2 protein-coding genes are annotated in these 1,217 nt (G+C 49.6%); both read left to right on the plus strand.

Annotated features, from left to right (window positions below; translation table 11 throughout):
- Nucleotides 1–725 (plus strand): precorrin-6Y C5,15-methyltransferase (decarboxylating) subunit CbiT (gene cbiT, locus A3763_RS19265; RefSeq protein ID WP_068760358.1); only part of this gene is annotated, 725 nt, incomplete at its 5' end.
- Nucleotides 718–1,217, plus strand: a 500-nt coding sequence (locus A3763_RS19270) for an SAM-dependent methyltransferase (RefSeq protein WP_197482985.1), incomplete at its 3' end; no start/stop codon positions are given. The genes cbiT and A3763_RS19270, both read left to right, overlap by 8 nt.

Raw genomic sequence — 1,217 nt, forward strand, 5'->3', positions numbered from 1 at the left:
ATGAACTCATTGATGGAGAGGCACAAAGCCAACGTTTTGATCCCTTAAATGTCGTGTGTTTACAGACACTTGAATCGACGCAATATACGCCGACATTTCCGGGAATTCCGGATGAGCAGTTTGTGACGGACAAAGCACCCGGTAAAGGCATGATTACCAAGCGTGAAGTTCGCTTAGCGATATTGTCTTTGTTAGAACCGACAACAGACGATTGCATTTGGGATGTTGGGGCAGGTTGCGGTGGTGTTGCCACAGAGCTAGCGTTGTGGGGTAAAGGTGCCCAGGTTCATGCAATCGAGCATCATCCGGAGAGGTTAGACTGCTTGAAGGCGAATCAGCACCGTTTCGCAGTTGAACCAAACTTGTCAATTGTTGAGGGCAGTGCACCTGATATTTGTTCAACTTTGCCCGCGGCTAACAAGGTTTTTGTGGGCGGAAGCGGCGGTCAGTTATTAGACATTCTAAATCTAGCCTGGGAGCAACTACCAGAGCGTGGGATGGTCGTCGCCAGTGCCGTGACCGAACAAACGCGCCAACAACTTTATCAGTTTTACCAATCTCGGTTCAGCGATGAAACAAGCCATGTCGAAACATTTGAGCTGGCCGTTAGTCGCGGCGAAACGCTGGCGGGTGAGTTGTATTACAAACCACAACTACCCGTCACACTTTATAAGTTTGTGAAAGTAGAAAAGACAGCAACGAATGAGGCCTTGGATCATGTCTAACCAGCAGCAGGTCAATCAGAATAAGCTCGGCGCCTTTTATGGTGTTGGCGTTGGGCCGGGTGATCCTGACTTACTAACGATGAAGGCATTCAAAGTAATCCAGAACGCGCCAGTGATCAGCTATCTCAGTGGTGAAACCGGTAGCTCACAAGCGAAAATGATTGCAAGAAACGCGCTGACAGAACGTGAAGAGAGAGCGGCGGATCAGGGTCTTAATGTTCTTGAGGATGTCGTGATCGAGATGCCGATGTCGAAGGATCGTACCTTAGCGAATCACGCTTACGACAGTGGCGCTGTTCGGATAAAAGCGGCGCTTGATGCGGGGCAGGATGTGGCGTTTTTGTGTGAAGGCGACCCCTTATTTTTCGGCTCGTTTGCCTACTTACTTGAGCGGCTTCAGGATGACTACCCCTGTCAGGTGATCCCAGGTATTTCGTCTGTGAATGCTGCTGCCAGCGCGATGATGCAACCGCTTACAATGTTAAAAGAATC

This window comes from Oleiphilus sp. HI0128 (genome assembly GCF_001635365.1).